The organism is Vibrio hippocampi, from assembly GCF_921292975.1.
Classification (GTDB): Bacteria; Pseudomonadota; Gammaproteobacteria; order Enterobacterales; family Vibrionaceae; genus Vibrio; species Vibrio hippocampi.
The window spans coordinates 153,546-179,446 of the sequence record NZ_CAKLCM010000002.1 but is presented as its reverse complement, the minus strand read 5'-3'; the positions used below and the strand labels follow the sequence as shown (position 1 = coordinate 179,446).

Annotated in this window: 27 protein-coding genes; 13 read left to right on the top strand and 14 right to left on the bottom strand. The window is 46.4% G+C overall.

The genetic code is table 11. The annotated features are described in order from the left end of the window. The first annotated feature begins 29 nt into the window (after window positions 1-29). Together L9Q39_RS03295 and bcp are read left to right on the top strand one after the other, a co-directional pair. Window positions 30-575: a glycine cleavage system transcriptional repressor gene (locus L9Q39_RS03295; protein WP_237483700.1), complete on the top strand. Its 546-nt coding sequence runs from the start codon at window positions 30-32 to the stop codon at window positions 573-575. A 41-nt stretch (window positions 576-616) separates the two neighbouring features. Further along, window positions 617-1,090: a thioredoxin-dependent thiol peroxidase gene (gene bcp, locus L9Q39_RS03290; RefSeq protein WP_237483699.1), complete on the top strand. Its 474-nt coding sequence runs from the start codon at window positions 617-619 to the stop codon at window positions 1,088-1,090. A gap of 77 nt (window positions 1,091-1,167) precedes the next feature. On the opposite strand, the gene L9Q39_RS03285 is transcribed toward bcp, so the two are convergent. The 4 genes from L9Q39_RS03285 to L9Q39_RS03270 all read right to left on the bottom strand — a co-directional run bounded on the left by L9Q39_RS03285 (window position 1,168) and on the right by L9Q39_RS03270 (window position 4,574). Next, window positions 1,168-2,406 (bottom strand): glycoside hydrolase family 88 protein, encoded by a 1,239-nt coding sequence (locus L9Q39_RS03285; RefSeq protein ID WP_237483698.1) that lies wholly within the window; start codon window positions 2,404-2,406, stop codon window positions 1,168-1,170. Window positions 2,407-2,821: 415 nt separating this feature from the next. After that, window positions 2,822-3,070, bottom strand: coding sequence for a hypothetical protein (locus tag L9Q39_RS03280; RefSeq protein ID WP_237483697.1), 249 nt, complete (start codon window positions 3,068-3,070; stop codon window positions 2,822-2,824). 205 nt (window positions 3,071-3,275) lie between these two features. Next, window positions 3,276-4,343, bottom strand: coding sequence for an AI-2E family transporter (locus L9Q39_RS03275; RefSeq protein ID WP_237483696.1), 1,068 nt, complete (start codon window positions 4,341-4,343; stop codon window positions 3,276-3,278). A 3-nt stretch (window positions 4,344-4,346) separates the two neighbouring features. Next, the gene (locus tag L9Q39_RS03270; protein WP_237483695.1) at window positions 4,347-4,574 is read right to left on the bottom strand and encodes a sulfurtransferase TusA family protein; all 228 of its coding nucleotides are present in this window, start codon (window positions 4,572-4,574) and stop codon (window positions 4,347-4,349) included. A gap of 395 nt (window positions 4,575-4,969) precedes the next feature. Here L9Q39_RS03270 and bepA point away from each other — a divergent pair, with 395 nt between their 5' ends. The 4 genes from bepA to L9Q39_RS03250 are packed head-to-tail and all read left to right on the top strand — an operon-like array spanning window position 4,970 to window position 7,838. After that, on the top strand, window positions 4,970-6,421 hold the full coding sequence (bepA, locus tag L9Q39_RS03265; protein WP_237483694.1) for a beta-barrel assembly-enhancing protease: 1,452 nt from the start codon (window positions 4,970-4,972) through the stop codon (window positions 6,419-6,421). Window positions 6,422-6,436: 15 nt separating this feature from the next. Next, window positions 6,437-6,784 carry an arsenate reductase (glutaredoxin) gene (gene arsC / locus L9Q39_RS03260; RefSeq protein ID WP_237483693.1) on the top strand — a complete coding sequence of 116 codons (348 nt, stop codon included), beginning with the start codon at window positions 6,437-6,439 and terminating at the stop codon, window positions 6,782-6,784. Beyond that, window positions 6,781-7,425, top strand: coding sequence for an NAD(P)H:quinone oxidoreductase (gene wrbA, locus L9Q39_RS03255; RefSeq protein WP_237483692.1), 645 nt, complete (start codon window positions 6,781-6,783; stop codon window positions 7,423-7,425). The genes arsC and wrbA overlap by 4 nt, the downstream gene beginning before the upstream one ends. After that, entirely contained in the window at window positions 7,422-7,838 is a 417-nt protein-coding gene (locus L9Q39_RS03250; RefSeq protein ID WP_237483691.1) for a DUF2069 domain-containing protein, read from the top strand. The genes wrbA and L9Q39_RS03250 overlap by 4 nt, the downstream gene beginning before the upstream one ends. A gap of 30 nt (window positions 7,839-7,868) precedes the next feature. Here L9Q39_RS03250 and L9Q39_RS03245 read toward each other — a convergent pair whose 3' ends face one another. Beyond that, window positions 7,869-9,107, bottom strand: a complete 1,239-nt coding sequence (locus L9Q39_RS03245; protein WP_237483690.1) for a DUF2066 domain-containing protein — start codon at window positions 9,105-9,107, stop codon at window positions 7,869-7,871. Between the two features lie 348 nt (window positions 9,108-9,455). On the opposite strand from L9Q39_RS03245, the gene L9Q39_RS03240 reads away from it, so the two are divergent. Continuing rightward, entirely contained in the window at window positions 9,456-10,697 is a 1,242-nt protein-coding gene (locus L9Q39_RS03240) for a uracil-xanthine permease family protein (protein WP_237483689.1), read from the top strand. A 145-nt stretch (window positions 10,698-10,842) separates the two neighbouring features. Here L9Q39_RS03240 and upp read toward each other — a convergent pair whose 3' ends face one another. Continuing rightward, entirely contained in the window at window positions 10,843-11,469 is a 627-nt protein-coding gene (upp, locus tag L9Q39_RS03235; RefSeq protein WP_237483688.1) for a uracil phosphoribosyltransferase, read from the bottom strand. Between the two features lie 281 nt (window positions 11,470-11,750). Here upp and purM point away from each other — a divergent pair, with 281 nt between their 5' ends. Then, a complete protein-coding gene (gene purM / locus L9Q39_RS03230) occupies window positions 11,751-12,791 on the top strand; it encodes a phosphoribosylformylglycinamidine cyclo-ligase (protein ID WP_237483687.1) in 1,041 nt (346 codons plus the stop codon). A gap of 3 nt (window positions 12,792-12,794) precedes the next feature. Beyond that, window positions 12,795-13,433, top strand: coding sequence for a phosphoribosylglycinamide formyltransferase (gene purN / locus L9Q39_RS03225; protein WP_237483686.1), 639 nt, complete (start codon window positions 12,795-12,797; stop codon window positions 13,431-13,433). Between the two features lie 166 nt (window positions 13,434-13,599). Here the strand turns inward: purN and L9Q39_RS03220 are convergent, their stop codons facing one another. Further along, entirely contained in the window at window positions 13,600-14,442 is an 843-nt protein-coding gene (locus L9Q39_RS03220; RefSeq protein WP_237483685.1) for a class II glutamine amidotransferase, read from the bottom strand. Window positions 14,443-14,488: 46 nt separating this feature from the next. Continuing rightward, window positions 14,489-15,067 carry a D-sedoheptulose 7-phosphate isomerase gene (gene lpcA / locus L9Q39_RS03215; protein ID WP_237483684.1) on the bottom strand — a complete coding sequence of 193 codons (579 nt, stop codon included), beginning with the start codon at window positions 15,065-15,067 and terminating at the stop codon, window positions 14,489-14,491. 426 nt (window positions 15,068-15,493) lie between these two features. Between lpcA and fadE the strand changes: the two genes are divergently transcribed. After that, entirely contained in the window at window positions 15,494-17,947 is a 2,454-nt protein-coding gene (fadE, locus tag L9Q39_RS03210) for an acyl-CoA dehydrogenase FadE (protein WP_237483683.1), read from the top strand. Window positions 17,948-18,151: 204 nt separating this feature from the next. On the opposite strand, the gene L9Q39_RS03205 is transcribed toward fadE, so the two are convergent. Both L9Q39_RS03205 and dnaQ read right to left on the bottom strand, forming a co-directional pair. Continuing rightward, on the bottom strand, window positions 18,152-19,396 hold the full coding sequence (locus tag L9Q39_RS03205; protein ID WP_237483682.1) for a TIGR03503 family protein: 1,245 nt from the start codon (window positions 19,394-19,396) through the stop codon (window positions 18,152-18,154). A 9-nt stretch (window positions 19,397-19,405) separates the two neighbouring features. Continuing rightward, on the bottom strand, window positions 19,406-20,152 hold the full coding sequence (gene dnaQ, locus L9Q39_RS03200; protein ID WP_237483681.1) for a DNA polymerase III subunit epsilon: 747 nt from the start codon (window positions 20,150-20,152) through the stop codon (window positions 19,406-19,408). Window positions 20,153-20,209: 57 nt separating this feature from the next. Here dnaQ and rnhA point away from each other — a divergent pair, with 57 nt between their 5' ends. After that, window positions 20,210-20,674, top strand: coding sequence for a ribonuclease HI (gene rnhA, locus L9Q39_RS03195; protein ID WP_237483680.1), 465 nt, complete (start codon window positions 20,210-20,212; stop codon window positions 20,672-20,674). On the opposite strand, the gene L9Q39_RS03190 is transcribed toward rnhA, so the two are convergent. Further along, complete coding sequence (locus L9Q39_RS03190) at window positions 20,667-21,410, bottom strand: class I SAM-dependent methyltransferase (protein WP_237483679.1); 744 nt, start codon at window positions 21,408-21,410, stop codon at window positions 20,667-20,669. The two genes, rnhA and L9Q39_RS03190, sit on opposite strands and share 8 nt — an antisense overlap. Window positions 21,411-21,448: 38 nt before the next feature. Between L9Q39_RS03190 and gloB the strand changes: the two genes are divergently transcribed. Together gloB and L9Q39_RS03180 are read left to right on the top strand one after the other, a co-directional pair. Then, window positions 21,449-22,207, top strand: a complete 759-nt coding sequence (gene gloB, locus L9Q39_RS03185; RefSeq protein ID WP_237483678.1) for a hydroxyacylglutathione hydrolase — start codon at window positions 21,449-21,451, stop codon at window positions 22,205-22,207. Between the two features lie 77 nt (window positions 22,208-22,284). Further along, complete coding sequence (locus L9Q39_RS03180) at window positions 22,285-23,880, top strand: LysM peptidoglycan-binding domain-containing protein (RefSeq protein ID WP_237483677.1); 1,596 nt, start codon at window positions 22,285-22,287, stop codon at window positions 23,878-23,880. Window positions 23,881-24,028: 148 nt separating this feature from the next. Here the strand turns inward: L9Q39_RS03180 and L9Q39_RS03175 are convergent, their stop codons facing one another. The 3 genes from L9Q39_RS03175 to L9Q39_RS03165 all read right to left on the bottom strand — a co-directional run bounded on the left by L9Q39_RS03175 (window position 24,029) and on the right by L9Q39_RS03165 (window position 25,860). Next, window positions 24,029-24,871, bottom strand: a complete 843-nt coding sequence (locus L9Q39_RS03175) for an endonuclease/exonuclease/phosphatase family protein (protein WP_237483676.1) — start codon at window positions 24,869-24,871, stop codon at window positions 24,029-24,031. Between the two features lie 75 nt (window positions 24,872-24,946). Then, on the bottom strand, window positions 24,947-25,285 hold the full coding sequence (gene glnB / locus L9Q39_RS03170) for a nitrogen regulatory protein P-II (RefSeq protein WP_237483675.1): 339 nt from the start codon (window positions 25,283-25,285) through the stop codon (window positions 24,947-24,949). A gap of 272 nt (window positions 25,286-25,557) precedes the next feature. Beyond that, complete coding sequence (locus tag L9Q39_RS03165; RefSeq protein WP_237485491.1) at window positions 25,558-25,860, bottom strand: c-type cytochrome; 303 nt, start codon at window positions 25,858-25,860, stop codon at window positions 25,558-25,560. Window positions 25,861-25,901 lie beyond the last annotated feature (41 nt).

Sequence of the window (25,901 nt, the reverse complement as noted above, 5' to 3'; positions counted from 1 at the left end):
ACTCAATAACAACACAATAGAGTGACACTATGAATCAATATTTAGTGATTACCGCTGTAGGCACTGATCGTCCTGGTATCTGTAATGAAGTTATGCATTTAGTCACTCATTCAGGATGTAACATTGTTGATAGCCGCATTGCCCTATTTGGTAATGAATTTACTTTGATTATGTTGGTATCTGGCAATGCAAACCACATTACTCGAGTGGAAACCAGCCTACCGTTATTGGGTCAAGAACATGATCTGATCACTATGATGAAACGTACCTCTAAACATCTCCCTCTCGACAGTCACTACACCGTAGAAGTGTTCGTCGAGTCAGATGATCGAGTGGGACTGACGGAGCAGTTCACTCAGTTCTTTGCTAATCGTCAAATTGGTTTAGCCTCGCTCAGCGCTCAAACCATCACCAAAGAAAGAACCGGCTCCGAGGTGGACCACTTTCAAATAGCACTCACCGCCAACGTCGATGACAACTGCAATTTAATGCAGCTCCAAGAAGAGTTTAATGCGCTGTGTGGGACGCTATCGGTTCAAGGTTCACTCAACTTCATTAACAGTAGCGGTCACTAAACGGCAGTATAATGACAATAAAAACTTCAAAAGGAATAGTAATGAATACACTCACGGCTGGCACTCCGGCACCCAATGTTTCTCTGCTCGATCAAGATGGAAACAGCGTCACTCTAAGTGACTTTAAAGGTCAAAAAGTGTTGTTTTATTTTTACCCGAAAGCGATGACACCTGGCTGTACAGTACAAGCTCAAGGTCTGCGTGATATCAAAGCCGAGCTAGACGCTCATAATGTCGCGGTACTCGGTGTCAGTATCGACCCAGTCAAGCGCCTCGGGAAATTCATCGAGCGAGATGAGCTAAACTTCACGCTACTGTCTGACGAAGACCACGCCGCTGCCGAACAATTCGGCGTGTGGGGCGAAAAAAAGTTTATGGGTAAAGTCTACGACGGACTACACCGCATCAGTTTTCTGATTGATGAAAATGGGATCATTGAGCAAGTGTTTAACAAGTTCAAAACCAAGACTCACCATGAAGTGGTTCTAGATTATCTCAACGGTGTACAAGCCTAATTCACTGATCGAACCCACTAAAAAACCGAGCTTCAACGCTCGGTTTTTTTATATCGAAGTGACGCTATCTCTCGCGGTTAGTTCAGACCAAAATAGCCTGGTAACTCACGCGGCGACCACTGCTTCCAGCGGTACAGCGCCTCAATAAAGAAGTAATCGCCAAAGATGGTGCCAACCTCTGGTTCACCCCATTTTTCTGAGCCTTTTTTCAAGATGGCTTGGTACTCAGTTTCTCTCGCTAGATATTCTGGTTTTGCCAATGAGATCAACATCGCCTCGGCATCGTTCAGATACTTCTCATCTTTAGTTATATGATAAAGCTCTAGCAAACCAGACGCGACCACGGCGGTCGCTGAGGTATCTTTAGGGTTTCTCACATCAATCGGCGCATCAAAATCCGAGTATGGGACGAGATCGTTGGTTTGTTGCTGTGTCGCCGAAAGAAAATAGTCGTAAGACTTTATCGAACGTTCCAACATTCTTTCAAGCCCGGTGAAACGGTAATACATGGCATAAGCATAGACTGACCATGCTTGACCTCGCGACCACGTTGAATCCGTCTGCCACCCTTGGTGTGTGCGTTTACTATCAACGCTTCCGTCAAGGTTATAACTCACGACATGGTAGGTACTGCCATTGTCTCGAACACCATGTTGCCAAGTTTTATCTGCATGAGAAACCGCCATTTGTGTGTATTCGGGCTTATCTGCATTTGCCCCCACCCATAGGACCAACTCCATGTTCATTAGCTGATCGATATTGACTTCGAAAGGCAAGGTCGTTGGGTTATCGATGCGTTGATTCCATGAGCGGAACGCGCCGATGTCTTTATTGTAGCGCTCCGTGACCAACGTATTTGCCCCATCTTTCAAGACTTGTTTATAGTCGTCACTGGTCACGCCGCCAATGGTGTAGCCTAGACCAAAACTGTCGAAAACTTGGAAGCCGGTATCATTGTCGGTGGCATACGCGCGAGATCTCACGCCTTCCGTCCAGAACTCCGCCTTTTTCTGCCAAGATTGATCCGCAGTCATCGCATTGAGATACCAGAAAATGCCCGGTACAAAGCCGCTGCACCAGTTTCGGTCCGGCTCTTGCTCCCATTCACCATCAACATCGGTGTAAGCCGTAAATGTTTCATTGTCATTATCGAGTGCTTCAATGGCGAGATAATGGGCTTTTGACTGGATCAGTTCCATCACATTCTGCTGACTAACACTCTCAGTTCCAGTCGCCGCCATTAACGGCAAGCTGTGACTCATCGTCAAACAAGCACCCAACGCAACGACAATTTTATTAGGAAATGACACCTGCATTTTATACCTCATCAATATTTTAGGCCGCCAAGGACCGCTATAGTGCGCTCGTCGAACTCAGTTATTTCAGCACTAAGCACGACATTTTGTATTACTTAATTGCCACACTATTTCATAGCTTGGTTGGCGAACAAAGACGATTAGACAGGGAAGGAGAGAGGCATCACGCTGTATCGCTATTGGATGTCAATTGATTGAACTGGCTCATGTTTTTGTCATACAAAATGAATCTAATATTGCTGGTGTCCTATAGATATACAGCAGATAGCTATACAGCAGAATTTAGTGATGCAATAGAATATAGCAATGCGACAGGAAATCGCGTCCGTTGCTTTGAATTAGAGACGGAAGTGTGTGTGACAACTACCGTCTCATGATTTAACTAAGACCTTGTAATCAGTTAACGTGGAATCAGTTAAATAGCTGGCGAGACTATCGCCGTTGTTTCTGATATTTCGGTAATCTTAATTTGATGTGAAGGTGCTTGCTGAACAGAATACTGATAATGTTTGCCATTAACATCCCAACTAATCTGCTGCTGAACCACTCCAATATTGGTGATCATATCTCTTTCTGGAACCTTACCACTCCAACTGAGCGTCGCTGCTGCAGTCAATGTTGAGGCTGAAAGTAAAACTAGGTATAGGGGAAATAGTTTGTTCATCGCTTCAACTCCTTTTGATTAACTCTATTTCAGATAATGCTACATCCTATTAACATCAATTATTAATCTAGACTATTTACTTAGATATGCCAGAAAGTTTACGTTAAAGCGTTGATGATTCTGACTAAACGACATATAGCATTGCATCGAAAAAAAAGCCTCGCATATGCGAGGCTTTCAACTGAAGTAGAATTTAACTCTGCTGCTAGCTTGGCGCTAGAGACTCATCCTGACTCGGCAGAGCATGCCAAACCGCCTTAACTAATGTTGCGAGTGGGATGGCAAAAAACACACCCCAAAATCCCCACAAACCGCCAAATACCAATACAGAGACGATGATCGCCACTGGATGCAAATTCACCGCCTCGGAGAATAAAATCGGCACCAGCACATTCCCATCCAAAGCCTGAATAATGCCGTAAGCAATCAGCAGCCAGTAAAACTGTGGAGCCAAACCCCATTGGAATAAACCGACCATGGCGACAGGCACGGTCACCGCGGCCGCTCCGATATAAGGGATCAGAACCGAAAAACCAACCAGAACGGCAAGTAAGACGGCGTAGCGAAGATCTAAAATAGCGAAGGTTACATAACTCACCCCGCCGACGATTAAGATCTCCAGCACCTTGCCGCGGATATAATTGGAAATCTGCTGGTTCATCTCCAACCAGACTTTGTTTGCCAGTTTACGATTCCTTGGCAGTAGACCTCTCGCCATACCGACCATTTCTTCTTTGTCTTTCAACAAGAAAAATACCAATAAAGGCACTAAAATCAGGTAGACCGCTATGGCAGCCAAACTCACCAAAGACGCTAACGAACCTTTGACGACATTTTCACCCAGCACCAATACCTTATTTTTCATATTGTCCATGACGGACTCAACCAAATGGATATCGGCGATATCGGGATACTTACGTGGAATATCTTTGACAAACTCCTGCGATACGGCATACATGTTGGGAATATCATTAATCAGGTTGCCGACCTGTTTCCAGATCGTAGGCACCAAACCAAAAATGGCCATCAGCATTAAACCGGTAAACAGCAAAATCACCGTCACCACACCTAAGGTTCTTGGCAGTCCCAAATTGCTGAGTTTAGTCACCGGCCACTCAAGCAAATAAGCCAACACAATCGCCACCAAAAGCGGTGCGATAAGGTGACCAAAAAAGTAAATCGTAATAAATCCGAACAGTAGAATAAGCACAAGGCTGACTGCATCTGGATCGGAAAAACGTCGTTTGTACCAACGACGAGCCATATCTAACATCGATTAAACACCCTGTTTTAATACACTGATTGTGGTCACATCTGACCGAGTTTGTTTGTCAACCTTTGCCGTTTGCATACCTAAATATGAAGACACATCAGTGACCGATTGTGGTTCGACTAATACTATCGACATTGCCTCACCGACTCCCAATGCTTTGTAAGCTCTCTTTACCAAAAGCAGAGACATTGGACAGCGCTCATCCTTAAGATCGAGTTGTTTAACCTGCATGCCGAATCACTTAAAAAATAACCGTTAATGGGTCATTGTAATGGTTTTTCATTGCATCCCCAAACCTAAACTGAATCGAAAAGTAAAACCGTTTTCGAGAAACCAATCACATAGAACAATATTCGCTAATCGCCTTGAATTATATAAATTTTATCCATAAATCCGGGTTACGGCACCGCATGTGGGCATATGAACGCCGCTCCAGTGTCCCGTCACTTAAGTTAACACAAAGTTAAAACCTTTCTAATCATTAATCTGTATGCAAAAATAGGAAACCAAGTGTGATGACTGTGGTCGTACCTATAATCTCGAACACCTCGACCTCACTATCTCAAGAGAACGTTTGCTCAAGAGAACGTTTGGCTAGATCTAATTTCAGGAGTTACTCGAACCCTATGTTAAAACGCACTCGCTCATTGGTGTATCTTTGCGTCGCAGCGACCCTTGGGCACCCAGTTGCTTCATTTGCTCAGACCGAACTCCCTGATATTGGAACCGCGGCTGGGGCAACCTTGACCATAGATCAAGAGCTTATCTATGGCGATGCCTATATGCGAATGATACGAGCCAGTTCGCCTATCGTTAACGACCCCGTTATGAATGAGTATGTTGACTCCATTGGTCATCGATTAGTGTCGAATGCCAATGATGTCAAAACGCCGTTCACCTTCTTCTTGATTCGAGACCGCGATATTAATGCGTTTGCCTTTTTTGGTGGCTACGTCGCCTTACATACGGGGCTGTTTTTACATGCTCACACAGAAAGTGAAATTGCCTCCGTTATGGCGCATGAAATTGCTCACGTTACTCAACGCCACCTTGCCAGACGAATGGAAGATGAGGCAAGACGCTCTCCCGCAACGCTTGCCGCTATGGCGGCTTCGTTACTGCTCGCCATCGCCTCACCGCAAGCAGGGATCGCCGCACTCACCGCCACCACCGCTGGCTCCATGCAGGCTTCCATCAACTACACGCGCAGCAACGAAAAAGAAGCTGACCGATTCGGTATCGCCACACTGGCGAGAGCAGAGTTTGACGTTAACGACATGCCACGTTTCTTTAGTCGCCTCGCCGATGAATATCGCTACGCCAGTACGCCTCCCGCCATGTTATTGACTCACCCATTGCCCGAGGATCGTATTACTGACTCTCGCGCCCGAGCGCAAAGCTACCCTCCACTGCGTATTATGCCGTCTATCGATTACCACTTAGCTCGCTCAAGAGTTGTGGTGCGTTATGCCGGTATTAAGCAAGAAGCCGCATTGGATTGGCTAAACCGAACAGCCACGCGTGCACCTGTGGAACTTCAAGATGCGTTTGAATATGGAAAGGCATTGGTTTACTTAGATAACAATAAACTCGACCAAGCCGATAAGATATTAACGCAGTTAATGCGTACGGCGCCTAACAACAACTTTTATCTTGATGCGGCAACGGATCTCTATCTCGCACAGAAAAAACCAGAGAAAGCCACCTCCATGCTCGAAAAGGCACTCAAGGTCAGACCGCATAACAAGGTATTGGTGATCAATTACGCCAATGCGCTTATTCAACAAGAAAAATACCAGCAAGCACTGACAAGCTTGCAACGATATACTCACGATAATCCAAACGATACCAATGGCTGGCACTTAATGTCCGAGGCCAGCATTAAACTTGGATTGAGTGATAAAGATTTAGCGGCTAGAGCGGAAATATTGGCCCTCAATGCTCAGTGGGATAAAGCCATCCAACTCTACTCGCAAGCGAGCCAAGTTGCTGAACTCGGCAGCTTTGATCAAGCCCGCTATGACGCTCGTATTGATCAGTTGCTGATTCAACGAGATCGCTTTATGGCACTACAATAAAAAAAGGAAAAGTTTATGTCGGTCACTATTTACCATAACCCGCGCTGCTCAAAAAGTCGTGAAACCTTAGCACTTGTTGAAGATAAAGGTTTCTCTCCAGAGATCGTTAAATATCTCGATACACCGCCAACGGTTGAACAACTGCAAACCTTGTTTCAACAGCTTGAGCTGACGGCGGTTCGTGACATGATGCGTACCAAAGAAGCCCTCTATAAAGAACTGCAACTGGCGCAAGCCTCTGATGAAGCGCTATTTGCCGCCATGGCCGCCAATCCTAAATTAATTGAGCGTCCAATCGTGGTTCATCAAGGTAAAGCCAAGCTAGGTCGCCCTCCTGAGCAAGTGCTTGAGATTTTGGTATGAGTCCATGCCGAGTATTGGTGCTGTATTACAGTCGCCATGGCAGTACCCAACAACTCGCAAGAGCCATCGCAAGAGGCGTCGAATCTGTCGAGGGTTGCCAAGCGATGCTGCGCACGGTTCCCGAGATAGCGCTTGCGGATAAAGTAGTTGCAGAGAAAGAAGTGGCTGAGGGAGAGACGCGTCGCACGTCGTCCGATGATGCTTGCGTCACGCTGGATGAACTGAAACAGTGTGACGGTTTAGCCATGGGCAGCCCGGTTTGGTTTGGTAATATGGCCGCACCGCTGAAACACTTTTGGGATCAAACCACCACGCTGTGGGTCTCTGGTGACCTAATTGACAAGCCCGCTTGTGTGTTTACCTCTTCCTCATCACTGCATGGGGGACAAGAAAGTGTCCAGCAAAGTTTGTTACTTCCTCTGCTGCATCACGGCATGCTAATTATGGGCATTCCATACAGTGAACCAGAACTGCACCACACTCACTCCGGTGGCACACCTTATGGCGCTTCGCACGTTGCAACCGCAGAACAAGGTTCAGCGCTCACTGCGGAAGAAAAGCGACTGGCGCAAGCACTAGGCGCACGTTTGGCCAATACCGCGCTTAAGCTTCGCCAAACGACGATTAAGGGGGATCGATGATCCTAAATAACGTCAAATATCTTCGACACCTCGCCCTATGGAGTCATGTCGCCCTGCTGGCTTGGGTCATCATCTGGCACGGTTATCTCTCGCCGCATCCACATGTCAATGCAGTGGGAATGACTATCGCTTGGGCACTGCCTCTGCTGTTACCACTACCGGGCATGCTGAAAGCAAAACCCTATACTCATGCCTGGGCCAACTTTATCTTGATGCTCTACTTTCTGCATGGCTTTACCCTGCTTTGGGTCAACGAAGGAGAAAGAGGACTAGCAGCGGTGGAATTACTGCTGACGACGATGTCTTTTGTCTGCAATATTCTCTATGCACGAACCAAAGGTAAAGAGCTAGGCTTAAAGTTGCCAAGGCTATCTAAGGTCGAAAAGCAAGAAAAAGCCACATTTGAAGAGTAAAAAAAGGGACGATAATTCGTCCCTTTTCTATTATTTAACGTTAAATATCAAGCTCGGTACCGCAACCAATCCTGAACTCTGCGATTCGTTTGGTAAGCCGTTTACGTCTTTTGATGCGGTTTGGTTTTCTGACACAGGTAACGTGTCACTGTTTACTTCTGTCTCACCAGCAGAGAGCGAAGCGTCAGTCGCGGCAGAGTCCGAACTCTGACCTTCAAGGGCGGGAGCGGAAGTTTCACCGGAAACTCCATTACTCTCCCCTAAAGGCGCAACAATGGACTCACTTTCCAATTCCACCATGCCCGATTTAAGCACTTCCTGCTTAAAAGACTCGACTGAACCAATCAAATAGACACGCACAATAACTGTATCACCACGCACCTCGGCGATTTCTGCTTTTGCTGTAGAGGAAAATTGTGTCAGTTGTCTTTCGAGATTAAAGAATGAAGAAGCGTCACTCATTTGATTAAACTGAACCGCAATCATCCCAGCACTTTCGCCTGATACCACTGGACTCGCATGTTGGTTGGCGAAATAGTCACTTATCTGATCGATAACCAGTGCCATTGCGTCTTCACCTGAAACTTTAGCTTGTATCGGTTGCTGCTGAGATTGAAGCAACTGCTGCGGCGTTTGATCATACAGCGTCCAACGCAAACCCGAGCTATCGGCTCTTATTACCGCCACCGCATCCACTGGGTATCTTTGCGTTGCGCTTGCCACTGGATTGACAAATCCACCCCATAAATCCGTCGCCTGCACGCCGGTCATGTCATCAAAGTCACCAATCGGCAAAGTTACTGGCAAGCCCCGACGCTGCGCCTCTTGTTTGAGGTCTGCAATCAAAGTCGAATCACTGTGTTCCCATAAAATCTCGCGATCATAACCGGAATCTTGCACCAGCCATACCATGACGTTTTTACGCTCTGCCGGCCAAGTAGATTGCTCTGCTTGTTTTAGCAGCACCTGAATTTGATCGCTATTAAACCGGACGCGCAGCGCTTGCTGACCTTGCTTTTGGGTATAGCCCAGCTGGCTGATATAACGTGAACTTTGGCCTAACGCTTTCTTGATCACCGCGTTACTTGCAATGTTTTGATTACCACTGGCGCGTACCAATACTTCTGTCATGCCTTGCTGACGTGCCACTTCATCGGAATTTGGCGCCTCTGGCTCAACAATCACAACCGTGGAGTACACATCTACGTTGGTTAGTGCCAATGCTGGTAGTGAAGTCAAAGCCACCAACAACCAAGTTAAATTACGCATAAGGTTCCTAAATCACCAAGATATAAGTAGAAATGATAAGCAAGTCTACACCACTGAGCAAGCCAACATGTTCAAGCTTGTGTGATTTATCGCTCACTAAACCAGTAATAACCCACTGAAAAGGCAATTCGTTAGGCGTATTTTTTCGCCGTATTGACGCGGTGTCTTTCTCTCTCACGGTGCGACGCAAATCGCACCGATTCATTTTTGGCAATATTGTTGAACATTCTGTCATTTATTTTCAATTTCCGAATCAAAATCAATCGCGCAAACGTTTCAAGGTGTTAAAATAGCGCCAATTTGTCCAAATTTCGTGGGCAATATCATTAACAACATGGATATTGAATTATGAAGACGATCATTCAAGGTTCTCAAATGCTGTTTGTCGCATTTGGCTCCTTGGTTCTTGTACCGCTATTGACTGGCCTTGACCCTAACGTTGCACTATTTGGCGCAGGTGTCGGTACCTTGTTATTCCAACTAATGACCAAACGAAGTGTGCCCATCTTTCTCGCTTCCTCTTTTGCCTTTATTGCACCCATTATGTTTGGTGTGCAAACTTGGGGCGTAGGCGCAACTATGGGTGGTCTTATGGCTGCTGGTGTGGTTTATGTCATTCTTGGTGCAGTGATCAAAGTGAAAGGGGTGGCAATCATTCATAAACTGCTACCACCGGTTGTTGTGGGTCCCGTTATCATGGTGATTGGTCTTGGACTTGCGCCAGTCGCAGTAAACATGGCGCTAGGTAAAACCGGTGACGGTGCGGTTCAGTTAGTGAATGGCGATGCGGCACTATGGATTTCTGGCATCTCTCTACTGGTCACGATTGGTGTGAGCGTATTTGCTCGCGGTTTCCTAAAGCTACTGCCAATTGTGAGTGGTATCGCCTCAGGCTATGTGACGGCACTGTTTTTCGGTGTGGTTGATTTTACTCCGATATATGAAGCCGCTTGGCTTGCACTGCCAAACTTCACCGCTCCAGAATTCAATATCAATGCTATTTTGTTCATGTTGCCTGTAGCGATCGCACCCGCGGTTGAACACGTGGGTGATATGTTGGCAATCTCAAATGTAACGGGTAAAGACTATCTGAAGAAACCGGGTCTTCACCGTACTATTGCTGGTGACGGGGTTGCGACTATCGCCGCTTCTATGATGGGCGCGCCACCTAACACAACTTATAGTGAAGTTACCGGTGCAGTTATGCTGACTAAAGCATTCAACCCTGTGATTATGACTTGGGCTGCCGTTACCGCTATCGTACTTGCATTGGTAGGTAAACTGGGCGCGATTCTACAGACCATTCCTGTACCAGTCATGGGCGGCATCATGATTCTGCTATTTGGTTCTATTGCGACCGTCGGTCTAAATACTCTGATTAAGAACCATGTTGACCTGCATAAATCACGCAACCTTGTGATTGTGGCAATTACCCTTGTGTTTGGTATTGGTGGGATGGCATTTGGCATCGGCGAATTCAGTCTACAAGGTGTCAGCCTTTGCGGTATCGTGGCGATTCTCCTCAACCTGATCCTACCGCACGATCTTGGCGAAAATCGCGTTGTTGATAACACGCAAATCGAAGATTAATCTCGAACTCAGCAAATAAAAAATGGCTGCCTATTTGGGCAGCCATTTTTATTCGTATCTTGCGCTTAATCGTCTAACGGATAAGCACCTGACTTATAAACCGTCGCTATTATTTACACAATCGCTATTATTTATACAGTCACTATTATTGAGTACCGAAGATCTTATCGCCCGCATCACCAAGACCAGGAACGATATAGCCTTTGTCATTGAGGCATTCATCGATAGCCGCTGTGTACATCTCTACGTCTGGGTGCGCTTTCTCTAACGCTTCAATCCCTTCTGGAGCCGCCACTAGCACTAATACTTTGATCTGCTTACAGCCTTTTTCTTTCAATAGATCGATAGTGGCGATCATTGAGCCGCCAGTGGCTAACATTGGGTCCACAACCAGTGCGATACGCTCATCAATGTTCGACGCAAGCTTGTTAAAGTATGGAACAGGCTCTAGCGTTTCTTCGTCACGGTAGATACCCACGACACTGATACGCGCACTTGGCACATGCTCAAGTACACCATCCATCATGCCAAGACCAGCACGCAAGATAGGAACCACCGTTACTTTTTTACCTTTGATCTGATCCACTTCAACGGGACCATTCCAGCCATTAATGGTGACTTTTTCAGTTTCAAAGTCAGCGGTTGCTTCGTAGGTTAAGAGGCTACCTACTTCTGTCGCTAATTCACGAAAACGTTTGGTGCTGATGTCTCCTTCGCGCATTAAGCCAAGTTTGTGCTTAACGAGGGGATGTTTTACTTCAACAACTTTCATGTCCTACTCCGGGAAATATTTTACAAAACTTGAGGATTATATACCCAAACTTACTCAAGATGCGAATTTCAGCGAAATTTGCTTGGTTTATAAACAGTAAAACCGCTTGAAGATTAAGTGGTTCTTAATGGAAAGTCATTCACGCCAGCGACTAGCGAAGCAAACGTTACCTTGGCACGATATTAGTTTGAATTTTCTTACGCAAACGTTTTCCTTTTTAGTTAAACCCCTGTTAGAATAGCGCCGCTTTTCACATCCATTTAGATATCGAGGACTGTCCCGTGAGCGGAAATAACACTTCCCTAAGCTATAAAGACGCTGGTGTAGACATTGATGCAGGCAACGCATTAGTAGACCGTATTAAAGGCGCGGTTAAGCGCACTCGTCGCCCTGAAGTGATGGGAGGCATCGGTGGTTTTGGTGCTTTATGTGAGCTGCCAACTAAATACAAGCAACCTGTTCTCGTATCTGGCACTGACGGTGTTGGAACGAAGCTGCGTCTTGCTCTTGATATGAACAAACACGACACCATTGGTATCGATCTAGTGGCAATGTGTGTTAATGACCTGATTGTTCAAGGTGGCGAGCCGCTATTTTTCCTAGACTACTATGCAACAGGAAAACTAGACGTAGATACTGCGGCTGACGTAGTCACAGGTATCGCAGAAGGCTGTGTACAGGCAGGTTGTTCGCTCATCGGTGGCGAAACCGCTGAAATGCCAGGTATGTACGAAGGCGAAGATTACGACGTAGCCGGTTTCTGTGTTGGCGTTGTGGAAAAAGAAAATATCATCGACGGCACCAAAGTCGCCGCGGGTGATGCACTTATCGCGGTTGGTTCAAGCGGCCCTCACTCAAACGGTTACTCACTTATCCGTAAGATCCTAGAAGTATCGGGCGCAGATAAGAACGAAGTTTTGGGTGAGCGTACCATTGGTGAACACCTATTAGAACCAACCAAAATTTACATTAAGTCAGCACTTAAAATGATCGAGCAGCATGATATCCACGCTATCTCGCACATCACTGGTGGCGGTTTCTGGGAAAACATCCCTCGTGTACTTCCAGAAGGTACTAAAGCCGTTATTGATGGCAACAGCTGGGAATGGCCAGCGATCTTTAATTGGCTGCAAGAGAAAGGCAACGTAGACACATTCGAAATGTATCGCACCTTTAACTGTGGTGTTGGTCTTATCGTTGCCCTGCCAAAAGATCAGGCACAAGCCGCCGTCGACCTGCTCAACGCAGAAGGTGAAAATGCTTGGATCATTGGTGACATTGCAACTGCCGAAGCTGGCGAAGAGCAAGTAGAGATCAATTAATCAATGAAGAATATCGTTGTTCTAGTCTCGGGAAACGGAACCAATTTACAGGCCATTATTGATGCTTGTGAATCGACAATAGAAAACGCAAAGGTAAGCGCTGTATTCTCAAATAAAGAGTCAGCGTTTGCACTGGAACGTGCCAAAAAGGTGGGCGCTGAAGCCGCTTTCCTTGACCCTAAGCTTAGTGAGACCAGAGAAGCCTTTGATGAAGCATTAATGCGCCGCATTGATGCTCATGAACCTGACTTGGTGGTACTAGCGGGTTATATGCGTATTTTAAGTGGCGACTTTGTGCGTCACTACATGGGGCGTATGCTTAACATTCACCCATCGCTATTACCCAAGTATCCGGGGCTTCATACTCACCAGCGTGCAATCGACAACTGCGATGAACATCATGGAACCACCATCCATTTTGTGACCGAAAAGCTCGATGGCGGTCCTATTGTGTTGCAAGCTAAGGTGCCAGTATTTGATGATGACACCGTGGAAACACTAGAACAGCGTATTCAAACTCAAGAACACCAGATTTACCCACTCGTGGTGAAATGGTTTGTTGAGGAGCGATTGACTATGGTCGATGGCAAAGCTTGTCTTGATGGTAATGAACTTGGTCCACAAGGTCATGCTAGCAACTGATTAGCTATTCGCTGAATCGCATCATTTTATTAAAAAAGCGATAACCCAAGGGTTATCGCTTTTTGTTTATTTGGTTGTTTGTTTATTTGGTTGTTTATTGTTGGGAGAGTTTGCTTGTGAGAGTGCTGACTACTTATTGAAGTGCTGACTTGTAGAAGCGCAACCGTTACAACTTTTCGGTCGGAGCCTGATTACCCGGTTTCGCTGCTGCAAAGGCGACATCTTTTAGCTGTTCAACATTGCTCAATACCAAATCGCCGTGATGGAACAGGTTAAATTCCCTCGGCTTCATTCGGCTCCAAGATTCATTACCCGTTAAAGGCTGGGTAGCAATCACGGACACCACATCGTTGGAAGTGGTTTCCTCTTGAAAGTTAATCGTGACATCTTCATCAAGCAGCGTCGCTTTGCCAAATGGGGCTCGGCGCGTGATCCAGTAGAGATGATTGGTACAATACGTCATCACATACTCCCCATCACTGAGCAGCATGTTATAGACGCCCATATCGTGCAACTCATCACAGCAGGTCGCAACATATTGGAACATGGCTAACATATCCGTTGGCGGCTCTGGGAACTTTTGCTCTAGCTTATTTAGCAACCAACAGAAAGAGAGTTCGCTATCGGTCTGCCCTACTGGGCGGAAACGTCCCGTTTCCAGAGAATGATAATCGGATAATTGACCATTGTGCGCCAAGGTCCAATAACGCCCCCACAACTCCCGTGTAAATGGGTGGGTGTTTTCTAAATTCACCTTGCCTCGGTTGGCTTGACGAATATGACTGACCACGGATCGGCTTTTTATGGGGTACTTTTGTACCAACTCTGCGATTTCAGAATCACAGCTCGGATTAGGATCTTTAAAGGTTCTAAAGCCTTTTCCTTCATAGAAAGTGATGCCCCAGCCATCCTTGTGTGGACCTGTATTGCCACCCCTTTGAATAAGACCAGTAAAACTAAAACAAATATCGGTTGGCACATTTGCACTCATGCCAAGCAATTCACACATGGTGGACTCTACTCTTGTTATTTAGGATTAAAATAGACAGAAGCGATTACGCTTCCATCTCTTTTTCGACTAACTGAATAATGATATGGATAATTTTGATATGGATCTCTTGAATGCGATCTGCATAACCAAAATGAGGAACACGAATTTCGATGTCCGCCGTACCTGCCATTTTGCCGCCATCTTTACCCGTTAACGCGATGGTTTTCATCCCTTTCGCCTTGGCCGCTTCAATCGCTTTTAAAATGTTGCCCGAATTTCCAGACGTCGATAAACCAAACAGTACATCACCAGAACGACCCACCGCTTCAACATAGCGAGAAAATACATAGTCGTAACCGAAGTCATTACTCACACAAGACAGGTGACTGGGATCAGAAATCGCAATACCAGCGTAACCTGGACGGTTTTCACGGTAACGACCCGTCAGTTCTTCCGCAAAGTGCATCGCATCGCAGTGAGAGCCGCCGTTACCACAAGAAAGGACTTTACCTTCTTGTTTAAACGAGTCAGCAATCGTTTTTGCTGCTGCTTCGATTTGAGCGATATTGTGGTCATCACTAAGAAATTTATTTAGAACTTCAGCGGCTTCTGTTAGCTCACTTCTAATCAAGTCTTGGTACATAGCATTATTCTCATTTTATTCCGTGGGTGAGTCGACTGATCATTGAATGACTCGATATCCATTCGTAATCGCCACCATTATCAACGAATCCAGTTAGCTCTCTAATGGCGACGTCTCAAATGACGACGTATGTCGCTCAACCCTTTCATTTAAGGCTTTACCGAGTGTACCCAGAAAACAAAGACCCTGTCGAGTGACTTGGTGTGGCTTTCATACCTAAGCAGATTATTTTTATTAAATCGAGCTTTGATGGCTATCCAATCTTTTTATCTTGTCGGTAAAACGAGATCGCACATTGTAATTTTAAACATAAATTTTACATTTATAGAGTATTTAATTTACAATTGCACTGGTTAGACCTCTTACCTTACAAGAAAAATAATCGGTCAACACTATCAGTCCTAAACGTGATTAAAAGGAAACATTATGGATATGCTGCTCGCACTGATACTCCTGACGGGTGCTTTTGCCGTCAGTCTCTACCGACGATCTTCACTGCCTATTACACTGGCGCTCACCACCTTCGCCATGATTGTTGGCACGTTACTGGGTGGCTTTGCGATGTTCTCTTGGCTACTTTATATCGCGATCGTTGCCATCGCCTGTGTGCCTCCCATTCGACAAGCGCTTGTCACTCAAAGGGCATTGACGATGTTTAGGAAAGTGTTACCCGCTATGTCAAAAACTGAAAAAGAGGCACTCGAGGCGGGTACGGTTTGGTGGGAAGCGGAGTTGTTTACCGGTAAGCCTCAATGGCAAAAACTGCAACAGATATCGCGGGCCAAACTCAGCGAAGAGGAACAGGCTTTCTTAGATGGCCCCGTCAATACGGTGTGTGAGATGGTCAATGACTATCAAGTTACCCATGATCTCGCTGATTTACCTCCCGAAGTTTGGCAGTATCTGAAACAACATAAATTCTTCGCCATGATCATTAAAAAACAATATGGTGGTTTGGAGTTTTCTGCCTACGCTCAGTCTTTGGTACTGCAAAAGCTCACCGGTGTCTCTAGCGTATTAGCTTCGACCGTTGGGGTACCAAACTCACTCGGTCCGGGCGAATTGCTACAGCATTATGGAACACAGCAGCAGAAAGACTACTACTTGCCGCGCCTTGCGGTCGGCAAAGAAATCCCCTGCTTTGCATTAACCAGCCCTGAAGCTGGCTCAGATGCAGGCGCGATCCCAGACTTTGGCATTGTGTGTGAGGGGACTTGGGAGGGCAAAACCGTCTTGGGTATGAAGCTCACCTGGAACAAACGCTACATCACCCTTGCCCCTGTCGCTACTGTTTTGGGGTTAGCGTTTAAACTAAGAGATCCGGACAAACTGATTGGTGATACCGACGATCTTGGCATCACTTGCGCGCTGATCCCAACCCACCTTAAAGGGGTAGAGATTGGTCACCGCCACTTCCCGCTTAATGTGCCGTTCCAAAACGGTCCCACTCGCGCCAATGAACTTTTTGTACCATTAGACTTTATTATTGGCGGCGCGGAAATGGCTGGGCAAGGTTGGCGTATGTTAGTGGAGTGTCTCTCTGTGGGTCGCGGTATTACCTTACCGTCCAATACCACCGGAGGGTTAAAATCAGCCGCTTTGGCAACGGGTGCCTATGCCCGTATCCGCCGTCAATTCAAGCAGCCTATTGGCAAGATGGAGGGTATTGAAGAACCACTGGCACGAATTGGTGGCAATGCTTACATGATGGATGCGGCGAGTGAACTGACCGTCACAGGTATCGACCTTGGCGAAAAACCGTCAGTCATCTCTGCGATCGTCAAATACCACTGTACTCACCGAAGCCAGCGCGGGATTATCGACGCGATGGATATTGTCGGCGGCAAAGGCATTTGTCTGGGTCCATCCAACTTCCTCGCGAGAGGCTATCAAGGCTCGCCTATTGCCATTACCGTTGAGGGTGCCAACATTCTCACTCGCTCGATGATCATCTTTGGTCAAGGCGCGATACGTTGCCATCCTTTTGTACTGAAAGAGATGCAAGCCGCACACTCCAGCAGCGCAACGGCAATGAGCGATTTTGATCAAGCCTTGGCGGGTCATATCCATTTTGTGTTGAGCAACTTTGTCACCAGCTTGTGGCTTGGAGTGACCGATGGTCGCGGCTCCGCGACACCACATCGTGATGCCACGGCACGCTACTATCAACAGCTCAACCGCTATAGCGCCAACCTCGCCCTACTGGCTGATATTTCCATGGCAGTACTGGGCGGATCGTTGAAGAAAAGGGAACGACTCTCCGCTCGATTGGGAGATATTCTGAGTCAGATGTATCTTTGCAGTGCGGCGTTAAAGCGTTTTGATAATGAAGGTCGCAATAGTGAAGACTTGCCACTACTACATTGGTCAATGCAAGACAGCTTGTTGCAAATTGAGCAAGCATTGGATGAATTTACCACCAACTTCCCCAATCGTGTTATCGGTAAACTGCTACGCTTAGTCACTTTACCCCTTGGTAAAACAAGAAAAGCGCCATCGGATAAACTCGATAGCCTAGTGGCTCGCATACTGCAAACTCCTTGCGCCGCACGTAGCCGATTGGGACGCGGTCAGTATCTTGAACCCACCGAGCACAACCCAGTTGGTCGCATTGAACAAGCGCTGCATGTCATCCTCGAAGCCGAGCCTATCTTCTTACGAGCTTGTAAAGAACTTGATATCCGACGCCCATTTACCCAACTGGATAAGTTTGCCGACGAGGCGTTACAACAAGGCGTGATCGACCAAGAAGAAGCGAAACGACTGGTTGAAGCGGAAGCTCATCGACTCTACACCATCAACGTCGACGACTTTGCACCGCAAGAGTTAGCGGCAAACCCCGTTTATCCAAGTCCAAGAGCGATGGATGAAGTGGCTTAATTTTAATCTTAATATATTGAAGGTTTTAGGCTTTAGGGTATAGATATCTAGGGTCTAGGCTCTAGGGTCTAGGCTCTAGGGTCTAGGCTCTAGGGTCTAGGCTCTAGGCCCTAGGCTCTAGGCCCTAGAGTCTAGGGGACCCCGTTAACTTTTGCGGGGTCATATCAGCCTAGCACCTAGCACCTAGCACCTCAACCCTACCCCCTAACCCGGCATCTTCAATTGCATTTCCGGGACACTGGCTTTTACCGCCAGTTTTCGTCTAATTATCCACCAAATCAGACCGACTAACAGCAGAACAACTAAATTACCGACAGCGATCATCAATACCGCTTTCTTCTTGGCACTGTCTCTATGCGCTAAGATCTGCGCTTCTTGCTGTGCCTTTCTTCTGGCTTCCAGTGCTTCTAAGCGCATTTTCTCTGCTTGCTCTAGACCAAGATCACCGACAATACTAAAGCTGCGATTGAGTAAATCAAAAGTGAGCGCTCTGCCTGTCTTAGCTTCATTGGCAAATACTTCTCCAGACCAGTAATAGGTGCCTATTTTATTTAGGTCAACGAACTCAGACACCACTTCTTCTAATTCTTGTTTTGACTGACGCTGCACGTATTGTTGCGTTTTATCTGGTGAGGTCAACACAATTGAGGTCGCTAGGCTGCCCTCTTCTATTGCACCGGGTTCACCACGCACTATCACCTTATGGGGAGCATCGTCTTTAGCCTGAATAAAATGGCTAACAATCGGTGTGGGGTAGACGAACACTTGTTGCTCTGTTGCGCGTAAAAACACACCATTACCAGTGCTAATGTGGACTCGGTAGCGTCCCGGCTCAATCGAAATTGGGAGTTCAATAGTAAAATGACCATCTCCCGCCCTCTCATCTAACCCTTTACCATCATCATGAAAAACCCCTAGTTCAGTCGGTACTGAGCTCTCGGAGTAAGCAGTACCCTCTTGGTTTTCAAAATAGCGAGTTAACACCACTTTTAGAGTGGTATGGTCAAGAAGGTTCGGCACTAAAAGCGCCTGTCCATCCGATTCTAGATTGGCAGTAAACTTGAGGCGTTCTCCCTGATATAAGCGCTCTGGTAAGCGCTGAGCATTGAGAGACAATTCTGAAATAAGACGAATGCTATTTTTAGGGGACACCTTACCAATCGCCTGCCAAGGCCCCGGCATTGGGTTAACAATCGTGATAATATCGGCCGCCTTCTCCTCCATCCAAGTGACATGCTCTGGATGATGTGAAGAATAGTACTTTTCTCCATCAGGTCGAACTAAGGTGACCGGACCAGAGCCTTGCTCTCTATAGATTAAAAAGCTGATCTGCTTGACCGTTTCATCGACTCGAAAGCGATTGTCTAAAAAAGGCATCGTCGATTCACTTGCACTGGCTCCCGACACAACAACGAGCCACAAAGCTAATCTCAACAACACCTTTATCATGCTAATCTCCTACTGGCGCCATAAACAGCTGCCGGCTTTTTCGACAATATCTAAACGCGAATTATGCGCTTCTATTTCATCGGCAGTAGCATGCAAAACCTTTAATGATTTTCTTTCAGTTGCGAGGCGTTTAATGTTTTCTGCGCCGCCATCCGAGTCAGACGACTGACCCGCATTAAATTGCAATGCGGTTTGACCACCGGTCATTGCCAGATAAACATCCGCCAAAATTTCCGCATCGAGCAATGCGCCGTGAAGCACACGAGCCGAGGTATCAATAGTGTAATGTTTCGCAAGCGCATCAAGGTTTTTGCGGGCGGGCATGTTGGGCATGCGCTTCGCCATCGCGAGCGTATCGGTCACTTTGCAATATTGCTCGGTGTTACCGATTGAGCTATCTAAAAGGGCAAACTCTTGATCCATAAAGCCCACATCGAAGGGCGCGTTATGGGCGACTAATTCGGCACCATCAATAAATTCGATAAACTCCTGATGCACTTGCTTATATTCTGGTTTATCCAGCAAGAACTGATCGGTAATACCGTGAACATCAATCGCATCGGGCTGAATTTCACGATCCGGTTTTAGGTAAACATGAAAGTGACGACCGGTTAGCTTACGGTTGATGATCTCTACCGCACCAATTTCAATAATCCGATGCCCCTGATAATGCGGGCCACCCTCACGGTTCATACCTGTTGTCTCGGTATCGAGAACGATTATTCTGCGCTGCTGCGAATTCTGGCTAGTATTCATGTTATTTTGTGTGTCAGACTATAAAGATAAATTTTAGAAAGCATATAGTAGCAAATCATGACGAAGCAGGTTGAAATTTTCACTGATGGTTCTTGTTTAGGTAATCCCGGTCCTGGCGGATATGGCGTTGTCCTTCGCTATAAAGGGACAGAAAAAACCCTAGCCAAAGGCTACACCCTGACGACGAACAACCGCATGGAGATGTTGGCGACCATCGTCGCACTGAAAGCACTCAAAGAACCCTGTCAGGTTATTTTAACCACGGACAGCCAATATGTTCGCCAAGGCATCACCCAGTGGATCCATAACTGGAAGAAGCGTGGTTGGAAAACAGCGGACAAAAAACCGGTAAAAAATGCCGACTTGTGGCAAGCGCTCGATACCGAAACGGCTCGCCATAACGTTGATTGGCGCTGGGTAAAAGGACACGCTGGACATAGGGAAAATGAAATGTGTGATGAACTCGCACGTACCGCCGCAGAAAACCCGACCGAAGAAGATACCGGCTACCAACCTAGCTAGAGCGTTTATGGGTTTCTGAGGTTCGATAATTGACACTCACGGGTGTCAATTTTTTCTTTAGTTGCCAATGGGGTTTAATCGGCTTCAACGGATAGGTGCGCTTACGCGCAACAATAAAATACAGACTCCCCATAGGAGATGCCCAATCACCTAGACTGCCTTCCAGCCAAGTCCATAAGGCTCTATTACGCTTCATGGGAAACTGCGCATAACTATCACAATGGATCACTTGATAGTTCAGTAAACCCAGCCAGTCTTTGATGCGATTGGTGGTAAACATTCTTCCGCACCAAGGTAGATTCTTTTTACGCCAAGGCATGAGACTCGACAAGCCAACCAAACTGAATGGATTAAAGCCAGTGATGATCAGATAACCATCATCGATCATCACTCGGTCAACCTCTCGTAATAGTCGGTGTGGGTCGTCAATAAACTCCAACTGATGAGAGAGGATCACCACATCAAAACTCTTTTCTAAAAATGGCAATTGATAGCGGTCAGCGATAACATTGTGAAGTGGGTTTTTGGTATCCAGATTGACCTGATGCTGTATATTGCAGTTACAACTGACTAACTCGCAACTTAGGCCGCCCAACTTTAATAGATGGTAACCAAACAGTTTTGGACACCACTCATCAAGTCGGGTTTGAATAGATTCAGAGACCCATTGACCATGAGCAAGCTCATCCCAAGAGTGGGGATGGACAATTTTTTTCTTGCTGAGCGCTGGCTTCATAGACTGGCGACCTTCCAAATCAAGATGGAGAGACAACAATGTTACATATCAAAAGCATACCCGCATTTGATGATAATTACATCTGGCTAATTCAAAATAACCAGAACTTATGCGCTGTTGTTGATCCAGGTGATGCTGCACCTGTTTTAGACTACCTGCAGTCGCACAAATTGGAACTTACCACCATTTTAGTGACTCATCATCACAACGACCATACGGGGGGGATTGAAGCCCTACGTAGAAAATTCCCATCAGTGTGCGTAGTGGGTCCAGAGGTGTCGCCTTACCCAAGACTTACCCATCGGGTGTGCGAAGGTCATAAAATAAACCTGTTTAATCATGAGTTACTGGTTATTGATCTACCCGGACATACCCTTGACCACATTGGCTACGTTGGTGACGGTAAGCTTTTTTGTGGCGATGCCCTATTCTCGGCTGGGTGCGGTCGAATCTTTGAAGGTACAGCGGAGCAGATGTATCACTCGTTGCAAAAATTGGCGCTGCTGGATGAAGAGACTCAAGTATTCTGCGCCCATGAATATACGCTCAGTAATCTTGCGTTTGCGCTCGCGGTTGAACCTCACAATGTAGAACTTCAACGGTATCGTGATGATGCTAATCAAAAACGGGCACATGGACTGGCTACGCTACCGAGCACCATTGGGCTGGAGAAACGCATCAATCCATTCCTGCGAACCGAGCAAGCAGAAGTGATGCAATCGGTTGCAACAAGAGTGAGCAATAATAATCCCTTATCAACTTTTACCGCTCTGAGGGAGTGGAAAAATGAGTTTTAATGTATTTTTGCTTGAATTTTGCCCAACCGACTTAGTATCATGCACCCCCATACAAGTAAGAGGTTGTAGCAAACACAATGCATAAGAAACACAGTTGGGCACTCGCCCTGTTGTTGGCGGGATGCCAATTAACCCAGCCAGAATCAAGCAGTACCACAACAGAGCCGACCAACTCTCCTGCAGAAACAGTGTCTACAACACCGCCTGTTTCAGCACCTTCGGATACCGCTGAAATCAAGGATGACAAAACTCAAAGCGCCATTAAGGAAGTAAAGAAAACCACGCCTCAAGATCAGGAAGATGTTTGGCAACGTATCGCTATGCAATTAGAGATGCAGATCCCAGACAACAAAAAGGTCGATTACTACCGTAAATGGTATATCAAGCACCCACAACACCTTAAAACAGTCTCTGAGCGTGCTAAGCCATTCCTTTATCTGATCACTGAAGAAATCGAAGCGCGTGGTCTTCCGATGGAACTGGCACTGCTACCCGTGGTAGAAAGTTCATTCGATGCGTTTGCTTATTCTCACGGCAGCGCTGCCGGTCTTTGGCAGTTTGTTCCAGCAACGGGGAAAGCCTTTGGTCTTGAGCAGACCTATTGGTATGACGGCCGTCGCGACGTCACCGCTTCGACTGAAGCCGCCCTCGACTATCTGACCCAATTAAACCGCCGCTTTGATGGCAACTGGCATCATGCGATTGCCGCATACAACAGTGGAGGTGGTCGAGTATCGAGTGCCATCCGTAAGAATAAAAAAGCCGGTAAACCGACGGACTTCTTCTCACTTGATCTGCCGAAAGAGACCAGCAGCTATGTTCCTAAATTACTGGCACTTGCCGATATCCTAGCTCACCGTGACAAGTATGGTGTTGATATTCCGGCGATCCCTAACCATCAAGCGCTAGCAACCGTTGACCCTCAAGAGCAACTGGATCTTGCTATTGCGGCAAAATACGCAGGGATAAGCACTAAGGAACTACAGAGCTATAACCCGGCTTATAACCAATGGGCAACCGCGCCGAGTGGTCGTCAGTCTTTACTGCTGCCCGTCGCCAGTGTCGATAACTTTAACAAAGAGCTAGAGAAAAACCGAGGTCAAGGTCTGAAACTGGCTCGCTATAAGGTGAAGTCAGGGGATTCATTAAGTGTGATTGCGGCACGCCACAACACCACTGTGAATGTGATCAAAACGGCGAATGGTCTAAAGAATAACAACATTCGTATCGGTCAACATTTGCTTATCCCAAACTCCGCACATGACAACTCAAGCTACAGTCTAACGGCGTCGAACCGACTAGCAAAAACCCAGTCGAAGACGCAAGGCAACTACAAAATTAACCACAAAGTAAAAAGTGGCGAGAGCTTGTGGACCATCGCCAAGGCCAACAAAGTCTCTTATCAATCGCTCGCAAAGTGGAATGGTATGGGACCACGCGATACATTGCGCATCGGTCAAGAGTTAGTGATCTGGAAGAGCGCCAGTGACGGTGCCATCATTCGCACTATTTTTTACTCAGTAAGAAATGGCGATACGGTGAGTGGTATTGCGCACAAGTTTAAAGTTCGCACTAATGACGTTGTGAAATGGAACAGCCTTGAGAAGCAGAAGTATCTTAAGCCTGGGCAAAAACTTAAGTTGTACGTGGATGTCACCAAGACCAGCGCGTAACCGCTAGAAATAAAAAAAGGCGATGTCTGAACAGACATCGCCTTTTTTATTGCCTCAACTTTTTATCCAATTAACATTTATTCTATTAACGTCTTTATGCTATTCATGTGTTTATTCTACTCATGTTTTTATTCTGCGGTCGAACGCGTTATTGGATGGAGAACTCGGCGACCAGAGGATTATGATCGGAAGCTTGAGTCTCCGGCGCGACAGAGTGGCTGAGTGTCATGCCGCGATAGTAAACATGATCTAACGGTCTGTTGTAAAAGCGGGTGCGGTTATCTTGAGCAAACGAGACTTCTTGCAACTGCAACAAAGAAACGACTTCATCAATCACATCTTGCCTCGCTTCACTCCAAGAGTTGAAATCCCCAGCAATCAACAGTGGACCTTGATGCTGCTGTAAATCGTGTATCAGCGAAGAGAGTTGCTGCTGATACTCTTCGGTTCCTAGGGTGAAGTTAATCGCATGGAGGTTCACTGTTTTTAGAGTCTGGCCGTTACTTAAACGATACTCTGCGTACAGTCCTGATTTGGGTAACCTTAACCAAGGTTCAATCTGCAAATTGGCGCATGCGGTGACCGGCATGACTCGGCTAAGATTTAATACCCCAGACGAGATATCAAAAGCCTTAAAAGCGCTAACTTGATTGCTGCTCCAATCCGACTTTTTTATCCAGCTCAGCAGTTGATCATCCAATTTGGCTTCCTGAAGCAGAACCAATGTCTTATCCACGGAAAGCTGGCTAAGCATCTCAAACAGTTGTGGGCGGTTTTGCTTGTAGATATTCCAGACTAACACCCGTAAAACACCCTGCTCATCCAGAACTAGCGGCGAATCGTTGTGAAAACATTTTAATTGGGTATCGACCATTTGCTGCTCGATCGAGGTGATTTCCGGCTGCTCATCAACAGAAAAGACCCATTGAAAGCTGCCAAGCGCAATGCCTAATGTGGCAACGGCGGCCGACCCAAACCATTTCAACTTCATAGTTATTCTCTTCAAAGCAAAAAAAAGAGCAGTCACCTACTCCTTTTTCAATTCTGATTACCGATTACCGATTGATTAAATCGCGTCTTCGTCTTCTTCACCCGTACGGATACGGATAACACGCTCAACGTCAGTGATAAAGATTTTGCCATCACCGATTTTGCCCGTTTGCGCCGTTTCGATAATAGTTTCAACGCACTGATCAACCACATCACTAGCAACGACGATCTCTAGCTTCACTTTAGGAAGGAAATCGACCATGTACTCTGCGCCACGATAAAGCTCGGTGTGACCTTTTTGACGACCAAAGCCTTTGACTTCTGATACCGTCATACCTGTAATACCGACTTCCGCTAGCGCCTCGCGCACGTCATCAAGTTTGAACGGCTTGATAATAGCTTCAATTTTTTTCATGTTAATCCCTTACATTAATGCTCTATCAGGCTATTATCTGGCAGCGATGCGAAACAATCAACGAAAACACGACCTATTAAAAAAAAAGTGAGGATAACCCCACTTTGTTGCTTGAATATAAGCTCAACACTAGAGCAATCGCATTATCTTATTGAGTTTATTGTCATTTCACTCAGGCAAGCCTGATTGGCTGCCATCGCTCCATGTGGCTGTAGATGATGTCTTCGCTGCTATTTCTTCGCACCAGCGCTGCTTATTTAATGCTAGCGCTTCTACTTCATATTGGCGTAGTAAGCCGCCAAGTTAGCGATGTCCTGATCACTTAACATGGAAGCTTGCGCTTGCATCAAGACCGATAATCCACCGTTACGCTCTTTGCTCTTGTAAGCATTCATCGATGAAATAAGATACTGCTCGTTCTGTCCCTTAAGGTTCGGATAGCCTGGAATAATGGCAATGCCGTCCGTACCATGACAGGCGGCGCATACCGCAGATTTAGCCTTTCCAGCAGCAGCATCTCCGGCAGCCATCGCTGGCATGCCGACAAGACTCACTATGAGCGCAGTGCTCAACATTAATCGTTTTTTCATTGCTTCTCCTTGCTTTATTTTCGTTT